The organism is Pseudomonas sp. CCI1.1 (assembly GCF_034348165.1).
GTDB lineage: Bacteria > Pseudomonadota > Gammaproteobacteria > Pseudomonadales > Pseudomonadaceae > Aquipseudomonas > Aquipseudomonas paracarnis.
In genome coordinates this window covers 4,087,625-4,104,723 of sequence record NZ_CP133780.1, presented here as the reverse complement: position 1 = coordinate 4,104,723, position 17,099 = coordinate 4,087,625, and the positions used below count along the sequence as shown (strand labels likewise).

Here is a 17,099-nt window from a genome sequence, read left to right as displayed (position 1 = left end):
AATCGCCCATGAGCCGCGCACCCGATACATGGATTTTGACCGCCGACTGCCCCAGCGTGCTCGGCACGGTGGACGCGGTCACCCGCTACCTGTTCGAGCAGGGCTGCTACGTCACCGAGCACCATTCGTTCGATGACCGCCTTTCTGGCCGGTTTTTCATTCGTGTGGAGTTCCGCCAGCCCGACGGTTTCGACGAGCAAGCCTTTCGCGCAGGTCTGGCGACCCGTGGTGAAGCGTTTGGCATGATCTTCGAACTGACGGCGCCGAACTACCGGCCCAAAGTGGTGATCATGGTCTCCAAGGCCGATCACTGCCTGAACGACCTGCTGTACCGCCAGCGCATCGGCCAATTGTCGATGGACGTGGTCGCGGTGGTGTCCAACCACCCTGATCTCAAACCGTTGGCCGACTGGCACCAGATTCCCTACTACCATTTCCCACTGGACCCCAACGATAAACCGTCCCAGGAACGTCAGGTGTGGCAGGTGATTGAAGACACCGGCGCCGAATTGGTCATCCTTGCGCGCTACATGCAAGTGCTGTCACCAGAGCTGTGCCGCAAGCTGGACGGCAAGGCCATCAACATTCACCACTCGTTGCTGCCGGGCTTCAAGGGCGCCAAGCCCTATCACCAGGCGTACAACAAGGGCGTCAAACTGGTGGGCGCAACGGCGCATTACATCAACAACGATCTGGATGAAGGGCCGATCATCGCCCAAGGCGTGGAGGTGGTGGATCACAGCCACTATCCCGAAGATTTGATTGCCAAGGGGCGGGATATCGAAGGGCTCACATTGGCGCGAGCGGTGGGGTATCACATCGAGCGGCGGGTGTTCCTGAATGCCAATCGCACCGTCGTTCTTTAGATCGCTGTCGCAGGCAAGCCAGCTCCCACATTCCTGGATGTGTGAACCCGATCCACGGTGGGAGCTGGCTTGCCTGCGATGAGGCCCTTACAAGCAACACAAGAAACAGCATCTGTACCCGAGCACTTAACGCGCTGCCCCAAGGGCAACGCAGTTCCATAAAAACAACAGCGAGGTGAAAGCATGTCTGGTAATCGTGGTGTCGTGTATCTCGGCAACGGCAAGGTCGAAGTACAGAAAATCGACTATCCCAAAATGCAGGACCCGCGCGGCAGGAAGATTGAGCACGGCGTCATCCTGCGCGTGGTCTCCACCAACATCTGCGGCTCCGACCAACACATGGTGCGCGGCCGCACCACGGCCCAGACCGGCCTGGTGCTGGGGCATGAAATCACCGGTGAAGTGGTCGAGAAGGGCAGCGACGTAGAGAACCTGAAAATCGGTGACCTGGTCTCCGTGCCGTTCAACGTTGCTTGCGGGCGCTGCCGCTCGTGCAAGGAACAACACACCGGCGTGTGCCTGACCGTCAACCCGGCCCGTGCCGGTGGTGCCTATGGCTACGTCGACATGGGCGACTGGACCGGTGGCCAGGCCGAGTACGTGCTGGTGCCGTACGCCGACTTCAACCTGCTGAAACTGCCGGATCGCGACAAGGCCATGGAGAAAATCCGTGACCTGACCTGCCTCTCCGACATCCTGCCCACCGGCTACCACGGCGCTGTTACTGCCGGCGTCGGCCCAGGCAGCACTGTCTATATCGCCGGTGCCGGCCCGGTGGGTCTGGCGGCTGCCGCCTCCGCTCGCTTGCTGGGTGCAGCGGTGGTGATCATCGGCGACGTCAACTCGATCCGTCTGGCCCACGCCAAGGCCCAGGGTTTTGAAGTGGTCGACCTGTCCACTGACACCCCGCTGCACGAACAGATCGCCGCGTTGCTCGGCGAGCCGGAGGTGGACTGCGCCGTGGACTGCGTGGGCTTTGAAGCACGCGGCCACGGCCACGACGGCGTCAAGGCCGAAGCCCCTGCCACGGTGCTCAACTCGCTGATGGGCGTGGTGCGCGTGGCGGGCAAGATCGGTATCCCAGGTCTGTACGTGACTGAAGATCCAGGTGCGGTCGATGCCGCTGCGAAAATGGGCAGCCTGAGCATCCGCTTTGGTCTGGGCTGGGCCAAATCCCACAGCTTCCATACCGGGCAGACGCCCGTGATGAAGTACAACCGTCAACTGATGCAGGCGATCATGTGGGACCGTATCAACATCGCCGAAATCGTCGGTGTGCAGGTGATCAGCCTGGATGATGCGCCACGCGGGTATGGCGAGTTCGATGCGGGTGTGCCGAAGAAGTTTGTGATTGATCCGCACAAGTTGTTCAGCGCTGCATAAGCATTGGCCAAATGAAAAGGGCGACCCATGGGTCGCCCTTATTCGTTGGTGCGCCAGGCATGGCGCGTTGCGCGCAAGCGCAACCAGCTTGGCTGTGGTGGCCACGCTGGTGACTGGGAGGTGAAAGTCCTCTACACACCCGGCAAGGGGAAGTGTTAGCCAGAGGCAAGGGTGTCGCGGGTGACTGCGAATCTGAAGGAAGCCCGAGGCAAAATGCTGGCCTGACGAACAGGAAGCGGATAGAGGCGGCGCAGCGGGGTAAGAAGGCCAAAATCTTCAAAGCCCAATACTTGCACGGAACGCTGTGACGTAGATCCGACAGGCATAAGCAGGAAGGTCGCGCGAATTACCCTGGGAGATCTGCACGTTTGCCAGTGTGCTACCGAGCGTCGAGAGGCGATGGGATGAGCGTGCAGAAGTCAGCCGAAGCCGTAGTAAGTGGCGAATAACCGCGCCACCAAGGGCCGAACAGGTTATGCCGCCAGTAGGCGTCAGAGTCTCGTTGAATACCGAAATGCAGAAATTTCTCCAAGAGAAGACTGTGACTCCGAGTCCCGGACAGAATCCGAGGATGACGGCTGACAGCGCAAAGGTATCGACGGCATCTGTGACGTGGACGAACGCGGAGCCGGACACGCTGATGGCGCGGGTGCTTGCACCGGCCAACCTCAGACGTGCGTATCAGCGCGTGGTCAGCAACAAGGGCGCGCCGGGTGCCGATGGCATGACGGTCGACGACTTGGCGGACTACGTGAATCAGTATTGGCCGATCCTCCAGAGGAGGTTGCTGGCCGGCGAATACCACCCGCAAGGTGTACGCGCCGTCGACATCCCCAAACCCAAAGGCGGCACCCGACAACTGGGCATTCCCTGCGTCGTGGATCGCCTGATCCAACAGGCACTGCTGCAACAGCTCACGCCGATCTTCGACCCGCTGTTTTCGGATTACAGCTACGGCTTCCGTCCGGGCAGAAGCGCCCACCAAGCCATCGAGACAGCCCGCGCCCATGTGGCGGCAGGGCATCGCTGGTGCGTGGAACTCGATCTTGAGAAATTCTTTGACCGGGTCAACCACGATCTCCTGATGGCGTACGTGGCGCGCCAAATCGTAGATAAACGCGTGCTCAGACTGATCCGGCGGTACCTCCAAGCCGGTGAGATGTCGGGTGGGATCGCCAGCCGACGGCAGGAAGGGACGCCGCAAGGCGGCCCGCTCTCGCCGTTGCTGTCGAACATCCTGCTCAACGAACTCGACCGCGAGCTGGAACGGCGGGGTCATCGCTTCGTGCGTTATGCCGACGATGCGAACATCTATGTGCGCAGCCCTCGTGCTGGCGAACGAGTGATGGCCAGTGTTGAGCGCTTCCTGAATCAGCGCCTGAAACTAACGCTGAATCGGGATAAGAGCCGAGTAGCCGGGTCTTGGATGTGTGATTACTTGGGTTACGGGATGAGCTGGCATCAGCAACCGAGACTGAGAGTGGCGACGATGAGCCTGGGTCGCTTGCGCGACCGGCTCAGAGAGCTGCTACGTAAAGCGCGGGGCCACAAGGTGGCGACTGTCATCGAGCGGATAAACCCCGTGCTGCGCGGATGGGCGGGCTACTTCAAGCTGAGCCAGAGCAGACGGCCACTTGAGGAATTGGACGGCTGGGTGCGTCACAAGCTTCGCTGTATCGTCTGGCGTCAATGGAAGCGGCCCTCTACGAGGGCGCGCAACTTGATACGCTTGGGACTTAATGCGGCGCGGGCGTGGAAATCGGCAGTCAATGGCCGAGGCCCATGGTGGAACTCGGGAGCGCCCCATATGAATCAGGCGTTGCCGAAGAAGCTGTGGGACCGCCTCGGGCTGGTCTCGATACTGGATACGATAAACCGACTTAACCGTATAACCTGAACCGCCGTATACGGAACCGTACGTACGGTGGTGTGAGAGGACGGCGGATGTGAATCCGCCTCCTACTCGATCCTGGAGCCAATTTTCAACGCACTGATGAGCCAATGTGGGAGCGGACTTGCCCGCGATAGCGGCTAATCAGTCGACATCTATGTCGCTGACCCACCGCCATCGCGGGCAAGCCCGCTCCCACAGTTTGAAACGAGTGTGCGGCCCGATCAGCGAGTGGCCAATGCACCCTGGTAGACGGTCGGGCCTGTTGGCTGCTTGCTCACCGAACCACCCTTGGTTTCCGAGCTCACCATCAATTCCACCGGCTTGCTGATGGTTTCCTGTTGGCGTGGGTTCAGGCCGATGATGCCTTTGCCATCCTCCGGCAACAGTCCAAGGGACACCGGTGTGCCGTCTTTGGGAATCGCCCAGAGTTCAAGGCTCTGGTCCGGTGCTGGTGCCGTGGAGGCAATCGGTTCTACTTCCAGGTAGTCCTTGTGGGCCATGATCTGTGCGGCCGGCTGTTGGGTCGTGGTCACCAATGTCGCCGCGGATTTGACGCTGTCCTGGGTGTAGAGCGCGCCGCCGATACCGGCAACCACCACCACGCAGGCGCCGATGAACAGGCGAGGGCGGCTCCAGAACGCAGGCTTGTGCTCAATCACTGGGGGTTGGATCGCAGTCATAAGTCTCTTCTCGACAAATTCTATAGTCAGTTCATGGACCCGCTTATCCTCGATGGGTTCCTGAGGGGCTCCGGAACAACCGACGGGTTACCCAGTCCAACGCCTGCTTTTACCCCTATACCCAGAGGTTGTTTCGATGAAGATTTCACGCGGTTTTGCCCTGTCCTGCCTGTTGACCGTGGCCGCTGGCCCGGTGTTCGCAGCAGGTTTCAGCCTTGGCGATGCAGCCAACGCCATTTCCGGCATGCAGGGTGGCAACAACAAGGCCGCTGCCGCCGCGCCTACGTCGGAGACGGCCGACCTGCTGACGGCCTTGACCTCGCAACTGAACATCACCCCCGAGCAAGCGGTGGGCGGCACGGGCGCCATGCTGGGCCTGGCCAAGAACAAACTCAGCGGCAACGACTTCTCGCAGTTGAGCAGCACTGTGCCGGGTCTCGACAAGTTGTCAGGTAATAACGCATTGGGCAGCCTCGGTGCCCTGAGCGGGATGCTCGGCCAAACCGGCGGCAGCAAGACCAGCGGCCTGGACGGCCTATTGGGCAATGTGAAAAGCACCAATGACTTGAACACCGCCTTCAGCGCCTTGGGCATGGACAGCGGCATGATCGGCCAGTTTGCCCCGGTAATCCTGAAATACCTCGGCGGCGAGGGCGCCAGCAGCTCCGTATTGGGCAAATTGGCTCAAGCCTGGGGAACCGGTAGCTAGTTACCTGCGCAAAGGTCGTTTTTATAACGAGCAAGACTGAAATGTCATACCGGTAAATATCACAAGGTTGTAGGGAACCGTAAGAAGCAAGACACCACAATAAAGGTACCTTCCAAGGTCTCGTTTACGACGACCTTGGAAGGTTTCATTAATGACCTATGAGTGGTGGCGTTTTGAATATCAACGGGACACAAACTCCAGACATCAAAAACTATTTCAGTCCGCCTCCTCTTTCACGCAGTGGCGCTGATGATCAAGCGTTGCGCTCGCGCCTGGAAGAGATGGGGATTCACTCTGACAGCTACACAGCATCGGCGAGTCGCTTCAAAAAAAATGTCGAAGATCTGTCGCCTGGGCTTCGTTCTATTGTGCTGGGTGGAATTGATAATGCTTGGTCAGCGACAGCTCTGTTCAACGGCCTTGCCCGAAAGCACGCTTTCCGCTGTCTATAGTCAGGTTTCGTAGCATCTTGCGGGGCCAGGCGGTCATCGTTGCTCCCCACTGTTTTCCAGCAGTTCGTGAATTCGACGGTCCTTTTCCCTCCAGAGCTGGTTGACCCAGTTCTGGAGGGTCTGGCGAAACGCCGGATCGTTCTCGTAATCCCCTTGCCACAACGCCGGGTCCAGCTCGCGGGTGCGGATATCCACGATCACCTTCGGCACCGCGCCGCTGATCAGGTCCCAGAACCCTGGAATCTTTTGTTGTGGGTAGGCCACGGTCACGTCGAGTACCGCGTCCAGCTGTTCACCCATTGCTGCCAGCACAAACGCCACGCCGCCTGCCTTGGGCTTGAGTAGTCGAGTAAAGGGTGAACTTTGCTGCGCACGCTTGGCCTCGCTGAACCGCGTGCCTTCCAGGTAATTGACCACCGTCACCGGCTGACGCTTGAACAGCTCGCAGGCCTCTTTGGTGATTTTCAGATCCTGCCCCGCCAGCTCCGGGTGCTTGGCCAGGAATGCCTTGGTGTAGCGCTTCATGAAGGGGTAATCCAGCGCCCACCAGGCCAGGCCGAGGAAGGGCACCCAGATCAGTTCTTTTTTCAGGAAGAACTTGAAGAACGGCGTGCGCCGGTTCAGCGCCTGGATCAGCGCCGGGATATCCACCCAGGATTGATGGTTGCTGATGACGAGGTAGGAGGTGTCCCTGCGCAGGTCCTCACCGCCGCGAATATCCCATTGGGTTGGAATGCACAGCGAGAAGATCAGCTTGTCGATCTCGGCCCAGGTCTCGGCGATCCACATCACCGCCCAGGACGCATAGTCACGCGAGCGGCCCGGCGCCACCAGCTTGAGCAAGGCGAAGACCATCAAGGGGCCGATCAGGATCAGCGTGTTGAGTAACAGCAGCAGTGTAACCAGACAGCCGGTGAGCAGGCGGCGCATAAGCAACTCTTGGAATTCTGTGGGCGGGCCATGATAAGCAAGGTGAGTCTAGAGGCCAAATCGCAAAATGCCGCACGAATGTTTCACACTGTGCGCCCTGAATTCATAGAATAAGCGCAACGCTTGAAACGAGAGGCAGAGAGCCAGCCACCGGTAGAATCCAGGCTCTCACACCGAAGGATTCAAGCGCAGATGACTACGCATTACCGGCAGCTGACTCAGGGACAACGTTACCAGATTGAGGCTGGCTTGAGCGCCGCAGAGAGCCAGGCGAGCATTGCAAAGCGGGTCGGCGTGCATCCCTCGACGATCAGTCGCGAGGTTCGCCGCAACAGCACCCAGAATATCTACAAGGCTGTTTCTGCGGCCCATGAAAGTGATGCTCGTCGAGCGGGTGCGCGCAAGTTTTGCAAGCCGGCGACATGGCTCAGCCATCATCTCCCGGTGTGGCTCAAGCATGGCATGAGTCCGGAGCAGATCGCCCAGCGGTTGAAGCAGGAGCAGCCAAGCCGGGCGGTCAGCCATGAGTGGATTTATCGGTTCATTGCCGCCGAACAGCGCGCCGGTGGTGAGCTTTATACCTATCTGCGACATCGCCGAAAGCGCTACCGGAAACGCTATGGAAGCCACGATCGGCGCGGGCAGCTGCGTAATCGCGTGTCAATCAGTGAACGCCCAGCCGAGGTCGAAAGCCGCGAGCGCCTGGGGGACTGGGAGGGCGATACGGTACATGGACTGGGCGGTAACCTGGTGACCCTGGTTGATCGCAAAAGCGGCTATCTGAGCGCCTATCCGGTCAAGCGCAGAACGCGCCGGCAGGTAACGCGGGCGATCAATCTGATGCTTCAGGGCCATGCCGCTCACACGCTGACGCTGGATAACGGAAGGGAGTTTGCCGGGCATGAACGCATCGCGCTACGGAGCCAGTGCCAGGTCTTTTTTGCAGACCCCTATTCATCCTGGCAACGTGGCACCAATGAAAACACCAACGGTCTGCTCCGCCAGTATTTCCCCAAGGGCAGCGACTTCAGCAAGCTGACCGTCGAAGCCGTCAATCGGACAGTAGCGAGGATCAATCTACGCCCGCGCAAGCGCTTGGGCTGGAAGACGCCGTACGAAGTGCATACAGGGGTGAGCGTTGCACTTATGTGTTGAATTCAGGCGCGATATGCTCGCTCAGCCAACTAAGTGCCGTGTTTGCGGTCTAGACTCCGCCCACTTCTTTCGAGGAAATCCTGCCGTGAAATTGCTCCTTGCCGCGTTCGCCCTGGTTGCTGTGCCTGTCATGGCCGCCGAACCGACCCTCTACGGTCGCTACGAATACATCCAGTTGCCGGAGATCGGCCAGACGTTCAAGGCCAAGATGGACACCGGCGCGCTGACCGCCTCGCTGTCGGCGCGCGACATCGAAACCTTTCAGCGCGACGGCGATGACTGGGTGCGCTTCCGCCTCGGCGGTGAAGACGCGGGTAACAAGGTCTATGAGCACAAGGTGTCGCGCATCAGCAAGATCAAGAGCCGCGCCGACGAAGATGATGACAAGGACGAAGCCAGTGTGGCCAAGCGCCCGGTGATCGATCTGGAGATGTGCCTGGGCGACGTCAAGCGCACCGTCGAGGTCAACCTCACCGACCGCAGCAGCTTCAACTACCCGCTGCTGATCGGCGCCAAGGCCTTGCGTGAATTTGGCGCTGCGGTAAACCCGGCACGTCGCTACACTGCCGACAAACCGGACTGCTGATCGAACCCATGCCGCACATCCTGATTGTCGAAGACGAAGCGGCGATAGCCGACACGCTGATCTTTGCCCTGCAAGGCGAGGGCTTCACCACCACTTGGCTGACGCTCGGCCAGGCGGCGCTGGAGCATCAGCGCCAGACCCCGGCTGACCTGATCATTCTCGACATCGGCCTGCCGGACATCACCGGCTTTGAAACCTGCAAGCAATTGCGCCGCTTCAGTGAAGTGCCGGTGATGTTCCTCAGCGCACGGGATGCCGAGATCGACCGGGTGGTGGGGCTGGAGATCGGTGCCGACGATTATGTGGTCAAGCCTTTCAGCCCGCGGGAAGTGGCGGCGCGGGTCAGGGCGATTCTCAAGCGGGTCGGCCCGGGTGTGGCGCCAACCCTGTTCCAAGTGGATCTGGAACGCATGCAGATTCTCTATCGCGGCCAACCCTTGAGCCTCACGCGGCATGAGTTCCGCCTGCTGCAAAGTCTGCTGGACCAACCCGAGCGCGTGTTCAGCCGCGAACAACTGCTGGATGCGGTGGGCGTACCCTTTGATGCCGGTTATGAGCGCAATATCGATAGCCATATCAAGAGCCTGCGCAGCAAGCTCAGGAGTGTGGCGGCGGATGCCGAGCCGATCCAGACCCATCGCGGCCTCGGCTACAGCTACAGCCCGAGCCACAGCTGATGCGCCTTGGGCTGCGGATTTTCCTGGTGTATGCGCTGTTTATCGGCCTGACCGGCTACTTCGTGCTCAACACTGTGATGAAGGAAATCCGCCCCGGCGTGCGCCAGTCCACCGAAGAAACATTGGTGGACACCGCCAACCTGCTGGCTGAAATCCTGCGTGCAGACGTTAAAAACGGCACCCTCGGCCAGAGCCATTGGCCCGAATTGCTCAAGGCTTATGGCAGTCGCCAGCCAGGAGCGACGATCTGGGGCCTGCCGAAAAACCAGGTCAACCATCGCATCTACGTGACCGACGCCACAGGCAGGGTATTGCTCGACTCCAGCGGTGAAGCAGTCGGCCAGGACTATTCGAAATGGAACGACGTGTACCTGACCCTGCGCGGCGAATACGGTGCGCGCTCCACCCGCAGCGACGCAGACGACCCCACCTCATCGGTGATGCACGTGGGGGCGCCGATTCGTGACAACGGGCAGATCATCGGCGTGGTCACCGTAGCCAAGCCCAACAGCTCGTTGCAACCTTACGTGGATCGCACCGAGCGGCGCCTGTTGTGGTACGGCGCCGGGCTGGTCACCCTCGGGCTGCTGCTGGGCGCGCTATTGTCGTGGTGGCTGACGGCGGCCCTCAGACGCCTTACCGCCTATGCCGAAGCCGTGAGCGAGGGCCGCCGCGCCGAGTTGCCGCATTATCGCGGCGGCGAGCTCAAGCAGTTATCCACCGCCGTGGAGCACATGCGCACGCAGCTGGAAGGCAAGGCTTACGTAGAGCGCTACGTGCATACGCTGACCCATGAATTGAAGAGCCCGCTGGCGGCGATTCGAGGTGCGGCGGAGCTGTTGCAGGGCGACATGAGCCGTGAGCAGCAGCAGCGGTTTGTCGGCAATATCGACAGCGAAAGTGCGCGCCTGCAACAGCTGATCGAGCGCCTGTTGAACCTGGCCCAGGTGGAACAGCGCCAAGGTCTGGAAGAGCAGTCGAGCATTTCTTTGGCAGCCCTGGTTGAGGATGTGTTGAAGGCTCAATGTGCGCGGGTCGAAGGCGCCGGCTTGCACGTCGAGCAGGCCATCGCTCCCGATGTGCGGGTATTTGGCGAACCTTTCCTGCTGCGCCAGGCCCTGGGCAACCTGCTCGACAACGCTCTGGATTTCACCCCACCCGGCGGCACGCTGAGGTTCAGCGCGCTGGTGCGGCATCACGAGGTGCAGGTCAGCCTGTTCAACCAGGCGCAGGCGATTCCCGACTACGCCTTGCCGCGCCTGAGCGAGCGTTTCTACTCGCTGCCGCGCCCGGCCAGCGGGCGCAAAAGTACGGGCCTGGGGCTCAACTTTGTCGAGGAGGTGATGAAGCTGCACGGCGGCTCGTTGCAGATCGGCAACGTACCGGGCGGCGTGCAAGCGGTACTGCATCTCCACACAGTCTCCACATTGCCCACATAAATTCCCCATACCGACTGGGCAGACTCTCCCCATCAAAACAGGGAGAGACCCATGAACCGCAACCTGCTTTTCAAATTGGGCGCGATTGCGCTGCTGATCCTGCTGTTGCTGATTCCATTGTTGATGATCAACGGCATCATCAGCGACCGTCAGCAACTGCGCGACGGCGTACTGATGGACATTGCCCGCAGCTCAAGCTTTGCCCAGCGCCTCACCGGGCCGGTGATGGTGGTGCCGTTTCGCAAGACGGTGCGCGAGTGGAAGCTCAATGAGAAGCTCAACAAGCGCTACGAAGAAACCCGTGAAGAACGCGGCCGTCTGTATTTCCTGCCGGACCGTTTTGAGCTCGACGGCAAAGTGCAAACCGAACTGCGTGCGCGGGGCATTTACCAGGCGCGGCTGTTCCATGCCGACAACCGTATCAGCGGGCGTTTCGAGTTGCCGGCGCAGTTGGGGATCACCGAAGACTTTGCCGACTACCGCTTTGAACCAGCGTTTCTGGCGGTGGGGATCAGCGATATTCGTGGTATTGAAAACGCGTTGAAGCTGGAACTGGGCGATCAGCGCCTGGAGTTCTCGCCGGGTTCGCAAGTGGACTGGCTGGGTGAGGGCGTGCATGTGACGTTGCCTGCGCAAGACGGCAAGAAAGCGGCCGTGCTGGACTTCGCCTTCGACCTGCGCCTGCAAGGCACCGAACAACTGCAAGTGGTGCCCGTGGGCAAGACCAGCCAGGTATCACTGGCGTCCAACTGGCCGCACCCGAGTTTTATCGGCAACTTCCTGCCGGCTCAGCGTGAAGTTACCGACCAAGGCTTCAGCGCCAACTGGCAGACGTCCTTCTTCTCCACCAACCTGGAACAAGCCCTGCAGAACTGCCTGGACGGGCAAGGCTGTGAAGATTTCAGCAACCGCAGCTTTGGTGTGAACTTCATCGACCCGGTAGACCAGTACCTCAAGAGCGACCGGGCGATCAAATATGCGTTGTTGTTTATCGCGCTGACCTTCGCTGGTTTCTTTCTGTTCGAAGTGCTCAAGAGTCTGGCGGTGCACCCGATTCAGTACGCCTTGGTGGGCGTGGCGCTGGCGTTCTTCTATCTGTTGCTGTTGTCGTTGTCCGAGCATCTGGGCTTTGCCCTGGCCTATCTGATATCGGCCAGCGCCTGTGTGGTGTTGATCGGCTTCTACGTGTGCCATGTGCTGCGCAGCGTCGCCCACGGCCTGGGGTTTTCGGCAGGGTTGGCGGCGTTGTATGGCTTGCTGTACGGCTTGCTCAGTGCCGAGGATTACGCACTGTTGATGGGCTCGCTGCTGCTGTTTGGCCTGCTGGGTACGGTGATGGTGCTGACGCGCAAACTGGATTGGTATGGGGTGGGCAAGCGTAAGGTGGGGGAAGTGCAATGATCGGGCTGCGCGAAGATCAGCAGATGAAAGCGAGGATGGTCAACTTCCTCAATCACACCGCCTCTCACTGTAGGAGCGAGCTTGTGGTGGCGAGCAAGCTTGCTTGCGCTGGGGTGCGAAGCGCCCCTGATAAAGCCGGCTCCAGCTGCGCTGTCGAGCGGGAGCAAGCTCCCTCGCCACAACAAGCTCGCTCCTGCAGGGGGCTGGTCAAACCGGGGGTTGGGTCTGCTGCATCGAAGCCCGCTGGCTGACTTCGGCGTACCAGGCGGCGAGCTTGGGAGTGTCCGAGCGCCACTGAATATCCGGGTGGCGAAAGTCGATATAGCCCAGGGCACAGGCCACGCTGATGGCGGCGACGTCGAAGTGGCTGGCCAGTTCGGCAATGGCGTCCCGCTCCAGCTCGGCGAGGGCGCGGCGGATCTTGTTGCGCTGTTCATCCAGCCAGGGAGCCCAGTGTTTTTCTGGCGGGCGCATGGCGGTCTCGTAACGTACCAGCACGGCGGCATCCATGATGCCGTCAGCCATCGAGGCCAGGGTCAGGCGCCGCCAGCGGGCCGAGCCGTCGCGGGGGATCAGCGGGTTGCCGACATGCTGGTGGTCGAGGTAATCGAGAATCACCCGGCTGTCGTGCAATACCGAGCCGTCGGCCAGGCGCAGGGCCGGGATCTTGCCCACGGGGTTGCCTTGCAGCACTTCGGCATCCGGGTTGACCGGAGTGGGCAGGCACGCGTGCAGGGCCACACGATCCTGCTGGCCGGTCTCGATCAGCAGCACGCGCACTTTACGCACGAAGGGCGAAGCGGGGTTGTGGAACAAGGTCATGCTGGGGGCGGACATGGGCATTCCTCGAGGTGAAGTGTGGCTAGCCTAGAGGGTTGTGCGGTGCCTGGCGAGGGGCCGCGTTGTTTTTGCGGGCCTCATCGCAGGCAAGCCAGCTCCCACATTGGACTGTGTTCACAGGTCAAAATGTGGGAGCCGGCCTGCCTGCGATAGCGACCTCAGGCGCGCCGCTTAACCAACCCCCATACCCCCATCATTGCCGGTATCCCGAGCCCGATCCAACTCAACGAATCCCACCACCCATCGCCCAGCAACGCCGCAAACAACCCGGCAGCACTGAGCAGGCCGATCCCCAGCGGTATGGCAAAGACCTTCCAGACATTCGACTGCCGCGGCTTCATACCTTGGCCGCCTTGCGCCGTACGATCCATAAGTAAATGCCGCTCACCAGCACGATGATGGTCAACACATCCAGCACCGCCCACAGGACCTTCATTGGCATGCCGCCGTAATCACCGAAATGCAGGGGTTGGGACATGCCCATGGCGTCCATGTACCAAGGCCGTTCGGCGATGGCGGTGACGGCCAGGGTGCTGGCGTCGATCAGGACCGGGGTCAGCAAATGGGAGGTCAGGTGGGTGCTGCCCTTCATGAACACGGCGTAGTGATGTTCGCTGGAAAAACGCGTGCCGGGGAAGGCGATAAAGTCTGGCTCCATACCCGGAGCGGCCTTGGCGGCAATGCTCAACAACTCGGTGGCGGGCGCGCGTTGGGTCAGCGGCGGGGCGTTCTTGTAAGGTTCGATCATGGCGCTGAGGCTGTCCTGGCGCCAGGCGGCGATGATCAGGTCGGCGCAGGCGCTGATCACGCCGGTTACCCCCACCACCAACGCCCAGGTCAAAGTGACCACGCCGATCAGGTTGTGCAGGTCGAGCCAGCGCAGGCGAGTGGACTTGTCCTGGCGCACCGTGGCGAACTTCAAGCGACGCATGAACGGCAGGTACAACACCGTGCCCGAGATAATCGCCAGCACAAACAGAAGGCCCATGAACGCCAGCAACAACTTGCCCGGCAACCCGGCAAACATATCCACATGCAGGCGCAGCAGGAACAGGGTCAGCCCGCCATTGGCTGCGGGGGTTTCCACGGCTTGGCCAGTGCGGGCGTCGAGCATGAAGGTGTGCGACGAATTCGGCTCGGTACCGGCTGTGGCGGCCATGATCGCGATCACACCGTTCTTGTCGTCTTCGTCCCAGGCAAGGTACTGCATGGCGTCGCCGGGGCGATGGGCCTGGGCTTTAGCCACAAGCTGCTCAAGGTTGAGCCGGGGCGTATCGGCAGGCATCTGCGCCAGTTCGGGTTCATTGCCCAGCAGGTGGTCGATCTCGTGGTGAAACACCAACGGCAGGCCGGTGAGGGCGAGCAGCAGCAGGAATACGGTGCAGATCAGGCTGGTCCAGGTGTGGATGAAGGACCAGCGGCGGATGGTTTTGCTTTTCATTGTCTAGCCTTCAGATGCACCAAAGCCGCCCTGTTGGGCGGCCTGGTGGTTAGCTCAGCTGATTACCACTGGTAGGTGGCGCTGGCGACTACGCTGCGTTGGTCGCCGAAGTAGCAATAGGAGCCATCGCAGGTGGAAATGTAGTCTTTGTTAAACAGGTTGGTCGCGTTCACTTTCACCGACGCGCCCTTGAGGCTGTTGTCCAGGCGGCCGAGGTCGTAGTGCACCGCGCCGTCGAAGACGGTGTAGGCGTTGGCCTTGCCGGCCCAGGTATTGGCCTGGTCGCCGTAGGTGTTGCCGGTGTAGCGGGCGCCGAAGCCGATACCGAAACCGTCGAGGGCGCCGGTGTGCCAGGTGTAGTCGGTCCACAAGGATGCTTGCTGGGTAGGCATCAGTTGCAGGCGGTTGCCTTTGAATTCGCCTTTTTGCACTTCGGATTTGGCCAACGTGTAGGCGGCGATCACTTTGAGGTTTTCGGTCACGTCAGATACGGCTTCCAGCTCCAGGCCTTTGACTTTCACTTCGCCGGTCTGGTCGGTGACAGACACACCACCGGACTGGAAGCTGCTGACCAGAACGTTTTTCTGGGCCAGGTCATACAGCGCGGCACTGAGTAGCGTGTTCGAACCCGGCGGTTGGTACTTGATCCCCAATTCCCACTGCTTGCCTTCGGTGGGTTTATAGGATTCTGTAGGAGAGGCGCTGGCGTTGCTCGCTGGCTGGAAAGATTCGGCGTAGGAGATATACGGTACGAAGCCCGAGTCGAACACATAGCTCAGTGCCGCGTTACCGCTGAAATTCTTGCTGCGGTCAGTATTGGTCGCGTCGTTTTTGTTGAGGTACGTAGTGCCCTGGTGCACCCAGTCTTCACGGCCCCCCAGGGTCAGGCGCCAGTTATCAAGAGCCATCTGGTCCTGAACGTAGAGACCGGTCTGGATGGTTTTCTGGTTGTAGTCGTAGAAAGCGCTGGAACGGGCGGGGCGTTCAACTGGCGTGGTGTTGACCGGGTTGAAGATGTTGACGCGTCCGGCCTGCCCGTAAATCGACAAGTACGAGGTATCGGTACGCTGGTGGTCAAGCCCGAGTAGAAGGGTGTGGGTGACGTCGCCGGTGGAGAAGTCGGCCTGAAAGTTGTTATCTACCGCCAATTGTCCGATGTTCTCGTCCACATTGGTCGAAGAACGGTCCATATTGCCTTCGGCGTCGACCGGTGCCCAGCCAAAGGCGCCCACGGTCAATTGTTGGAACGACAATTCTGATTTGGTGTAACGCAGATTCTGTTTGAACTGCCAGGTATCGTTGAAGCGGTGCTCGAATGCGTAGCCGAGTGCGTAATAGGTACGGTCGTAGAACTCGTAGTCCGGATCGCCCAGGTTCTTATGATGCGAAACGTCACCCAGTGGCGATTTGATCTTGGTGCCGACTATCGGCAGGAACTGGCTGGTCGCCCCGGTATCGTCACGGGTGAACTGTGACAGCAAGGTCAGCTTGGTATCGGTGTCGATATTCCAGGTCAAGCTCGGTGCGATGTTGTACCGCTTGTTGTCGATGTGATCGACCTGGGTACCGGCATCGCGCACCACGCCGCCAACGCTGTAGAGAAACTGGCCCTCATCATCGATCTTGCCAGTGCTTTCGAAATTGATCTGGCGATAGTTGTCACTGCCGTATTGCATCTGGATGGCGTGGCTCGATTCAGCGCTGGGGCGGCGGCTGACCATATCCAGCAGGCCGCCCGGAGGGGTCTGGCCATAGACTGACGAGGCCGGACCGCGCAGCAGGGCGAGGCGGTCGAGGTTCCAGGTTTCGGCTTTTGGGTTGGCGTACACGCCACGGGGCAGTGGCAGGCCATCGAGGAATTGCGTCGGCTCGAAGCCGCGTACGCGCATCCAGTCGTAACGGGTGTCGCTGCCGTAGCTGGCAGACACAATACCGGGCATGTATTTGACCGCATCGTCGAGGTTCTGCACGTTACGGTCCTGCATTTGCTCGCGGGTGGCTACCGAGATCGAGCGTGGTGCCTCGACCAGCGCAGTATCGGTTTTGGTGCCGGCGGCGGTGCGCTTTGCTACATATCCTTCCACCGGCCCCCAAGCGCTTTCATAGCTGCCTTGGCCGTTGATGTTGGTGGTCGGCAAGGCAACGACGCCCTCCGGGACCGGCATCAGGGTGTAAGTGCCCGCACTGCTCTGCTCCAACTGCAACCCCGTCCCCCGCAAGGCTTCCCGCAACGCGCCCTGCGCATCGAACTGGCCTTTGACCGGTGCCGAGGTCTTGCCGGCGGCGAGTGCGGGGTTGAGGGTCAGCGCCAGGCCGGCCTGGCTGGCGATCTGGTTCAGGGTGGTGGCCAGGGGCGCAGCGGGCAGGTTATAGGCGCGCACGCTGGAGGCTTGTTCGGCGGCGATCAGCGGGGTGCTGGCGAGCGGGGCGCTGAGGGCGATCGCCATGGCTAACAGGCTGGGGCGCAACAAGGTGTCTAGCGTGCGGGACATAAGGGCGGCTCCTGAATGGAAATATTTCTCAATTGCCTAGGTGCCGAGCGAGAATCGAAAAGTGATAGGGATGAGTGAAAATATTTTTCGCAGGTGTGCTTGAGGGCCTCATCGCAGGCAAGCCAGCTCCCACAGTTGAAGGTGTTCGCAATTC

16 protein-coding genes are annotated in these 17,099 nt (G+C 60.4%); 10 read left to right on the top strand and 6 right to left on the bottom strand.

What is annotated here, in order from left to right; genetic code table 11:
- Window positions 1-8 precede the first annotated feature (8 nt).
- From purU to ltrA, 3 genes are all read left to right on the top strand, one after another.
- The gene (gene purU, locus RHM69_RS18610; protein ID WP_014720231.1) at window positions 9-866 is read left to right on the top strand and encodes a formyltetrahydrofolate deformylase; all 858 of its coding nucleotides are present in this window, start codon (window positions 9-11) and stop codon (window positions 864-866) included.
- A 183-nt stretch (window positions 867-1,049) separates the two neighbouring features.
- Window positions 1,050-2,249, top strand: a complete 1,200-nt coding sequence (gene fdhA / locus RHM69_RS18605; RefSeq protein WP_200600088.1) for a formaldehyde dehydrogenase, glutathione-independent — start codon at window positions 1,050-1,052, stop codon at window positions 2,247-2,249.
- Window positions 2,250-2,724: 475 nt separating this feature from the next.
- Window positions 2,725-4,146 carry a group II intron reverse transcriptase/maturase gene (gene ltrA / locus RHM69_RS18600; protein WP_011805433.1) on the top strand — a complete coding sequence of 474 codons (1,422 nt, stop codon included), beginning with the start codon at window positions 2,725-2,727 and terminating at the stop codon, window positions 4,144-4,146.
- 218 nt (window positions 4,147-4,364) lie between these two features.
- Here the strand turns inward: ltrA and RHM69_RS18595 are convergent, their stop codons facing one another.
- Entirely contained in the window at window positions 4,365-4,823 is a 459-nt protein-coding gene (locus RHM69_RS18595) for an anti-sigma factor domain-containing protein (RefSeq protein WP_019817428.1), read from the bottom strand.
- 136 nt (window positions 4,824-4,959) lie between these two features.
- On the opposite strand from RHM69_RS18595, the gene RHM69_RS18590 reads away from it, so the two are divergent.
- The gene (locus tag RHM69_RS18590) at window positions 4,960-5,532 is read left to right on the top strand and encodes a DUF2780 domain-containing protein (protein WP_020302147.1); all 573 of its coding nucleotides are present in this window, start codon (window positions 4,960-4,962) and stop codon (window positions 5,530-5,532) included.
- A gap of 173 nt (window positions 5,533-5,705) precedes the next feature.
- A complete protein-coding gene (locus RHM69_RS18585; RefSeq protein ID WP_133633502.1) occupies window positions 5,706-5,984 on the top strand; it encodes a hypothetical protein in 279 nt (92 codons plus the stop codon).
- A 33-nt stretch (window positions 5,985-6,017) separates the two neighbouring features.
- On the opposite strand, the gene RHM69_RS18580 is transcribed toward RHM69_RS18585, so the two are convergent.
- On the bottom strand, window positions 6,018-6,914 hold the full coding sequence (locus RHM69_RS18580) for an acyltransferase (RefSeq protein ID WP_020302148.1): 897 nt from the start codon (window positions 6,912-6,914) through the stop codon (window positions 6,018-6,020).
- Between the two features lie 192 nt (window positions 6,915-7,106).
- Between RHM69_RS18580 and RHM69_RS18575 the strand changes: the two genes are divergently transcribed.
- From RHM69_RS18575 to creD, 5 genes are all read left to right on the top strand, one after another.
- Window positions 7,107-8,069: an IS30-like element ISPpu17 family transposase gene (locus RHM69_RS18575; protein WP_004577240.1), complete on the top strand. Its 963-nt coding sequence runs from the start codon at window positions 7,107-7,109 to the stop codon at window positions 8,067-8,069.
- 85 nt (window positions 8,070-8,154) lie between these two features.
- Window positions 8,155-8,655, top strand: coding sequence for an ATP-dependent zinc protease (locus RHM69_RS18570; protein ID WP_014720226.1), 501 nt, complete (start codon window positions 8,155-8,157; stop codon window positions 8,653-8,655).
- An 8-nt stretch (window positions 8,656-8,663) separates the two neighbouring features.
- Window positions 8,664-9,332 (top strand): two-component system response regulator CreB, encoded by a 669-nt coding sequence (gene creB, locus RHM69_RS18565; protein WP_019817425.1) that lies wholly within the window; start codon window positions 8,664-8,666, stop codon window positions 9,330-9,332.
- Entirely contained in the window at window positions 9,332-10,771 is a 1,440-nt protein-coding gene (creC, locus tag RHM69_RS18560; protein WP_038451771.1) for a two-component system sensor histidine kinase CreC, read from the top strand. Before creB ends, creC begins: the two co-directional genes overlap by 1 nt.
- A gap of 51 nt (window positions 10,772-10,822) precedes the next feature.
- Window positions 10,823-12,172 carry a cell envelope integrity protein CreD gene (creD, locus tag RHM69_RS18555; protein ID WP_032902314.1) on the top strand — a complete coding sequence of 450 codons (1,350 nt, stop codon included), beginning with the start codon at window positions 10,823-10,825 and terminating at the stop codon, window positions 12,170-12,172.
- A gap of 207 nt (window positions 12,173-12,379) precedes the next feature.
- Here the strand turns inward: creD and RHM69_RS18550 are convergent, their stop codons facing one another.
- From RHM69_RS18550 to RHM69_RS18535, 4 genes are all read right to left on the bottom strand, one after another.
- Window positions 12,380-13,009, bottom strand: coding sequence for a glutathione S-transferase (locus RHM69_RS18550; protein WP_020302151.1), 630 nt, complete (start codon window positions 13,007-13,009; stop codon window positions 12,380-12,382).
- A 161-nt stretch (window positions 13,010-13,170) separates the two neighbouring features.
- Window positions 13,171-13,353, bottom strand: coding sequence for a hypothetical protein (locus tag RHM69_RS18545; RefSeq protein ID WP_014720221.1), 183 nt, complete (start codon window positions 13,351-13,353; stop codon window positions 13,171-13,173).
- Window positions 13,350-14,453: a PepSY-associated TM helix domain-containing protein gene (locus RHM69_RS18540; RefSeq protein WP_032902316.1), complete on the bottom strand. Its 1,104-nt coding sequence runs from the start codon at window positions 14,451-14,453 to the stop codon at window positions 13,350-13,352. The genes RHM69_RS18545 and RHM69_RS18540 overlap by 4 nt, the downstream gene beginning before the upstream one ends.
- A gap of 62 nt (window positions 14,454-14,515) precedes the next feature.
- Window positions 14,516-16,945, bottom strand: coding sequence for a TonB-dependent siderophore receptor (locus RHM69_RS18535; RefSeq protein WP_200600086.1), 2,430 nt, complete (start codon window positions 16,943-16,945; stop codon window positions 14,516-14,518).
- Window positions 16,946-17,099 lie beyond the last annotated feature (154 nt).